We start from the raw sequence: 5021 nt of genomic DNA, 5'->3' as shown, positions 1-5021 counted from the left end.
GCGGTTGCCTTTGGCAATATTGGCGTGAAACGGCGCAGGTGCCAGTGCTTGGGTTTCAGTGCGTTTATTGCCGGTTTGGTCATAGCCAAACAGTTCCACTTTTTCAGCGTGATGTTGCTCCGGATTGGCGTCAGGATAGGTGACGGTGTGTAGCTGACCGGCACTATCATAACGGTAACAGTGTGGCTGATGCCCGGTGATTTCAGCAAGATGCCCGTTAGGCAGCATTTTGTATAATAGAATAATCCTATTATACAAAATAGTAATTTTTCTAAAATTTATGCATAATTACTATGTGTTTCTATATCCAAATTTACAATATGATTTGACAAATAGATATATTTTGTAGCTAAAGTTCTTTTATAGTGACGTTTTCTTTTAACATTTTCTCTATAACTAACTGAGCAATTTCATCATCTTCGATAATTAACGCCATATGTGTTATAATATTTTGTATAACATAAATGGGATTTGTTGGATTATCGCTTAAGTTAATCAAACACCATCCTTGTTCGCTTCCATCCCATAAGTAATTAAATTCATTAATATCCATTAAAGTTTTCCTTTTTCAGCATTAAAACGAATGACAGCTTTTCCCGATGGAATAATTTGAGAACTTCGCTGTGGTGATCCTAATTTTTCTAAAAGTAACATTATTTGCATATCTTGAGGGCTAGCATAAGCTGTTCCCTGTGGGTGTGTATGATAAACCAACATTCTATCTTTTTCTAATGGAATGGTTACTTTTGCCCTTTCTCCTGAATGCAAATAATACTGTCCACCACGACCATGTATTCCTTTACCATATTTATATGTGACTGCAAATTCAACACCATGTTTTTCACTAAGTAGCTCAAGTTCTAATGGTGTAGGTCGATTTGGTATCGGTATACCTGTAGCTCCAGGTATACCTTCATTTACTCTCGATCCATATAAAAGATTATCAACAGGATCTAATTCATGTAAAGAACCTGTATTTTCGATACCTTTTACTAATCCTAACGGATCCACCCAATTTATCGGATCGCTACCAGCATATTGGTAACTATTTAAGCCACCCAGTATACCGAGCGGATCTTGGGTGATGTACCTACCTGTAAACTGGTCGTAATAACGATTTAAACCGAATACATAATTATCTTCGTAATGATATTAGCGGTGGTGGAGTATAATTATGTTTAGCGATATACTCTATTGCTTTTTGTCGTTCTTCCTCGGTAACTTTATCATTATAGGTTAAATAATTTTTTACTACTTTAAATGATTGTGAAAATGCGGGATTTTTCTCAATGAGCAATCTTAGATTTTCGCACCAAGGAATATTTGGCCATAAATCTAGATGGCGTGTTTTTTTTCTCATACCTTCTACTTTGATCCATTCGACTAATCTCTGTGAAATAATATATAAGTTTTTTTCACCTACTAGATCAATAGCTAAAATGAGTATTGGAGATTTAATATCTTCTTGTTTAAATAACAATAAGTCTTTCATCAGTTCTAATAACATAATAAGCCTTAATTCTTATATGGATTATATTTAATATTTGGATAATTTTTCTCAATATGTTTTAGCATCATTTTGACAGTGCTAAACTCAAGTGGTGAACCACTCCTTAATTGGAAAGCTCGCTCTTGTGCAAAAGCTCTCGTTTCCCAAATTCGCATACTTATCAAACTGGATTTACCAAATTTATTACTATAATCCAAAGCATGGGTTCCTTCATGAATGATATCACTGTACAGTGATGGGGAGCTTTTCCGTACATAGATTTTATTTTCTACTACCATGGCAATAGCATCCTTATCAAAATATCGATTAAAAAGCTCATTGCCTAAAGTATTGAATTTTAATTCTTTTTACTTTCTATTCCTTTTACTATTCTTGAAGCCAGCGGGGTAACACCATCTATTTATCTTTTATAATATAAATTAAAATGCTAATGAGAAAATATCTATATCATTTTTAATGATCCAATTATTATTAGCCATATACTCTATAAATTCTGAGGGAAGTAAAATATTATAATTTAAGGTATAGTATGTTAAATCACTTGGCCATGCCCAAATCCCATCTGTTTGAATACAGAGAGTGCCAATTTTCTTTCTTTCATCAGACAAAATATCTTCCGTTATTTGTGGAGATATCATTAAAACTACACCTTTTTTTAAATAGTTACTTACTTTATCAATATTATAGTTATCTCCTTTATGAACAAATTTAAATATAGATTCTCCATCTGCATTACCATAGGATAATTCTCGGAAAAAGCCCACTTTCTTTAAAATTTTCATTTTATATTTTCTCCAGGATTAAAAGTATTTCATGGTAAATACACAACATTTAGGATGGGGTCATATTTTAGAATCGCATTCGATAATATGATAAGTGGATTTATTTGACCATGAAATAACCTTATATTTATTAAAATTAAATCCTAGCTCTATATAATATGACATTAGTTCAGAAGGACTCCAGCCTATACCGTATGAAAATAAAGCTTCCTCATTAATTAACTCTTTTATTTTATTTATTTTATCTTGAAGATCATCTACAAAATAAATCATATAAGAATCATCTACATCAGTAAAACCTATTTTTTTTACTTTTTCTTTTTTGTCATTACTCGTAACTAAAACTTTTATATTTTCAGACATATCTACAATAATAATTTCGTTTTGAGGTACTTTATTCATTTTACATAAACCTTAATTAAAATTTCATGACTTGTTGGAACAGAATTGATGACCATTTCTGGTGCTCCTCCAGGTAAATGTTGCCCTGGACCTTTAAAAAATTCATTACCAAATAATGGGCTTCGTGGTGACATGTTTTTTATATTTTCAATGCGTCTAATATTAAATCATTCAGTTAGAGATCCTGGTACAAGCCCCATATCTGCTTCAATAATTGAGGCTTGTTCTGAAGTAATAGTAATATTTTTTTCCGTATTCTTTATTTTAAAATACTTCATTATTCCTTCTGAATCAGTAATAAATGTACCATCCCTACCTATAGTAGGATATTTATCCCAACTAAATGGACTAATATTATATCCTATATTATCATCCAACATTTTTGCCTGTCGTTCTCTGGCCTGTTTAACAATTAACTCATTAACGTTAATTGTTTCAGACATAGCTATTAATCCTAGCGGATCAACCCAGTTAACAGGATTAGGGCAATATTGGTATAAGTTAATACCACCCATTAATTTAATCGGATCTTGGGTGATATACCTGCCTGTAAATGGGTCGTAATAGCGGTTTAGGTTGTAATGTAATCCCGTCTCCTCATCATAATATTGCCCTTGGAATCTTAACGGGTTATCCGGCAGGGCGTGAAAATCGTCTTGATGGTAGGTTTCGTTTATTATCTGCCCATAGGCATTATACTGGCATTCATAGAGGGTGTCACCCATGTTGCTGGTTAGGGCAATGGGGGTGCCGAGGTGGTCGTTTTGGTACCGGTAGAGTTTGATGTTATCTTGCTGCGCATTGCCGTGGACAAGGGCTAATGGGCGGTAAGAATCCGGCTCGTAAAGGTAGGTTTGCCAGTGTTTATCATTATCCGTTTCGGCAATAAGCCGGCTACCTTGCCACAGGAATTCGGTGGTTTTGCCATCCACGGTTTTGCTAGTACGGCGATTAAAGGCATCATAAGTATAAGTGATAGTAAGCCCAGTCGGTTTAATGACTTTGATTAACCGGTGCCGGCAGTCGTACTCATAGTGGGTGACTAGGCTGTGGTCTTTTCCGCGTTTTTCAGCAATGAGGTTACCAAAGCGGTCATATTCAAAGTGTTTGTCACTAAAAAAGGTTAAGCGGTTGCCTTTGGCAATATTGGCATGAAACGGCGCGGGTGCTAGTGCTTGGGTTTCAGTGCGTTTATTGCCGGTTTGGTCATAGTCAAATAGCTCAACTTTTTCAGCATGATGATGCTCGGGGTTGGCCTCAGGATAGGTGATTGAGCAATGGTTTGAATTTTACAATCGAGAAAGAGCACACTAGGGAAAATATTGTTATGGAAAAACACCATGGCAAACATGGAATGATGCAAAAGGGTTGGTTAAGGAAAAGCAATTGGAGAATTTATTTTACTCATCGGACACGCATTTTGTTAAAATGAAAACCGATGAGTAATACGTATCTGTCAGATTAAGTTTAAGCTACCACAAACATGCTTAATTTCCATTAATCCATACCTGTTCAACCCAATCTGCAAGATCTTTCCAAGAATCATCGCTATAACCATCTAATGTCCAATAATGTACTGTATCATCAGGAAGTAGACAATAATAACTACCATTATCTTCACATATTGGTAACCAATCATTAGGTAAACCTTGCTCCCTTGCTTCATTTAATACAAATGATAATTCAGAAGGATATTTCTTTTCTTTAGTGACTGATAATAATTCAATTGTTCCATAAAAAATATTATCTGCTTCTTTAAGAAGTTCTCTATAATCTTTTGAAAAACAGAAATTTATTTCTTTCTCATAATTATCAAGCAAATTATCATCAGGAAGAGGTATATTGATTACCTCTCCATTTGATAATTTTTTTAATTGCTCAATAACATTAATTAACTTACTCATTGTTACTCCTCCTATCATTTAAAATCATTGGCTCTATTTATCCAATAAGAAGAACGCCATTGATTAAATTTATTTCGGTCTATTCCTGATGGTATAGTATTATCATTGATATGTATAGTTTTGCTGTTACCTTTATGAAAACTTTGGGTTACCTCTGCAATAGGACCATCTTGTCGTTGAGTCATATGATGTAAATTAATTGGTTTGCCATCATAACCTATTGGCGCCCTTCCTTGTTCCATAAGCTGCAAATTTGTTTTTCCTGATTTAGGATCGATATATTTAGGATCAAACAAATCATTGCGTTGGTAAACTCTATTACCATTAAATTCTATAGGATCTTTTGTCCAATACTGTCGCTCTTGCCCAAAATATTTTGCAGCATCAGTTTCAGGGGATCCATTCGTCCCTTTCCTTGCAACC

The 5021-nt window shown here is 34.3% G+C and carries 10 protein-coding genes and 1 pseudogene; all 11 read right to left on the bottom strand.

What is annotated here, in order from left to right; all coding sequences use genetic code 11:
- Window positions 1–258: hypothetical protein (locus GA0061080_RS12790; RefSeq protein ID WP_209435815.1), on the bottom strand; the 258-nt coding region annotated here is incomplete at its 3' end.
- Window positions 259–349: 91 nt separating this feature from the next.
- Complete coding sequence (locus GA0061080_RS10620; protein ID WP_091125334.1) at window positions 350–553, bottom strand: hypothetical protein; 204 nt, start codon at window positions 551–553, stop codon at window positions 350–352.
- The gene (locus GA0061080_RS10615) at window positions 553–1011 is read right to left on the bottom strand and encodes a hypothetical protein (protein WP_245174515.1); all 459 of its coding nucleotides are present in this window, start codon (window positions 1009–1011) and stop codon (window positions 553–555) included. The genes GA0061080_RS10620 and GA0061080_RS10615 overlap by 1 nt, the downstream gene beginning before the upstream one ends.
- Window positions 1012–1135: 124 nt before the next feature.
- Complete coding sequence (locus GA0061080_RS10610) at window positions 1136–1507, bottom strand: hypothetical protein (protein ID WP_065636263.1); 372 nt, start codon at window positions 1505–1507, stop codon at window positions 1136–1138.
- A gap of 8 nt (window positions 1508–1515) precedes the next feature.
- The gene (locus GA0061080_RS10605; RefSeq protein WP_091125328.1) at window positions 1516–1788 is read right to left on the bottom strand and encodes a hypothetical protein; all 273 of its coding nucleotides are present in this window, start codon (window positions 1786–1788) and stop codon (window positions 1516–1518) included.
- A gap of 141 nt (window positions 1789–1929) precedes the next feature.
- Window positions 1930–2292 (bottom strand): hypothetical protein, encoded by a 363-nt coding sequence (locus GA0061080_RS10600; protein WP_091125326.1) that lies wholly within the window; start codon window positions 2290–2292, stop codon window positions 1930–1932.
- Window positions 2293–2352: 60 nt separating this feature from the next.
- Window positions 2353–2694, bottom strand: a complete 342-nt coding sequence (locus tag GA0061080_RS10595; protein WP_091125324.1) for a hypothetical protein — start codon at window positions 2692–2694, stop codon at window positions 2353–2355.
- The gene (locus tag GA0061080_RS12625) at window positions 2691–2828 is read right to left on the bottom strand and encodes a hypothetical protein (RefSeq protein WP_167349226.1); all 138 of its coding nucleotides are present in this window, start codon (window positions 2826–2828) and stop codon (window positions 2691–2693) included. The genes GA0061080_RS10595 and GA0061080_RS12625 overlap by 4 nt, the downstream gene beginning before the upstream one ends.
- Window positions 2829–3143: 315 nt before the next feature.
- A pseudogene (locus GA0061080_RS13370) lies at window positions 3144–3965 on the bottom strand (RHS repeat domain-containing protein); the annotation flags it as partial.
- A gap of 216 nt (window positions 3966–4181) precedes the next feature.
- Window positions 4182–4598: an SMI1/KNR4 family protein gene (locus tag GA0061080_RS10580; RefSeq protein WP_091125320.1), complete on the bottom strand. Its 417-nt coding sequence runs from the start codon at window positions 4596–4598 to the stop codon at window positions 4182–4184.
- 14 nt (window positions 4599–4612) lie between these two features.
- Window positions 4613–5021, bottom strand: a 409-nt coding sequence (locus tag GA0061080_RS10575; RefSeq protein ID WP_209435813.1) for an HNH/ENDO VII family nuclease, incomplete at its 5' end; no start/stop codon positions are given.

The sequence above is a fragment of the Gilliamella intestini genome (genome assembly GCF_900094935.1).
Taxonomy (GTDB): domain Bacteria; phylum Pseudomonadota; class Gammaproteobacteria; order Enterobacterales; family Orbaceae; genus Gilliamella; species Gilliamella intestini.
Note: the sequence above shows the minus strand (reverse complement) of the source record. Positions and strands in the feature narration are given on the sequence as shown.

What these genes read in the sequence shown, in the direction of transcription:
- GA0061080_RS10620 (WP_091125334.1), bottom strand. Translation starts at nt 553, where the DNA reads ATGGATATTAATGAATTTAATTACTTATGGGATGGAAGCGAACAAGGA.
- GA0061080_RS10610 (WP_065636263.1), bottom strand. Translation starts at nt 1,507, where the DNA reads ATGTTATTAGAACTGATGAAAGACTTATTGTTATTTAAACAAGAAGAT.
- GA0061080_RS10605 (WP_091125328.1), bottom strand. Translation starts at nt 1,788, where the DNA reads ATGGTAGTAGAAAATAAAATCTATGTACGGAAAAGCTCCCCATCACTG.
- GA0061080_RS10600 (WP_091125326.1), bottom strand. Translation starts at nt 2,292, where the DNA reads ATGAAAATTTTAAAGAAAGTGGGCTTTTTCCGAGAATTATCCTATGGT.
- GA0061080_RS10595 (WP_091125324.1), bottom strand. Translation starts at nt 2,694, where the DNA reads ATGAATAAAGTACCTCAAAACGAAATTATTATTGTAGATATGTCTGAA.
- GA0061080_RS12625 (WP_167349226.1), bottom strand. Translation starts at nt 2,828, where the DNA reads ATGTCACCACGAAGCCCATTATTTGGTAATGAATTTTTTAAAGGTCCA.
- GA0061080_RS10580 (WP_091125320.1), bottom strand. Translation starts at nt 4,598, where the DNA reads ATGAGTAAGTTAATTAATGTTATTGAGCAATTAAAAAAATTATCAAAT.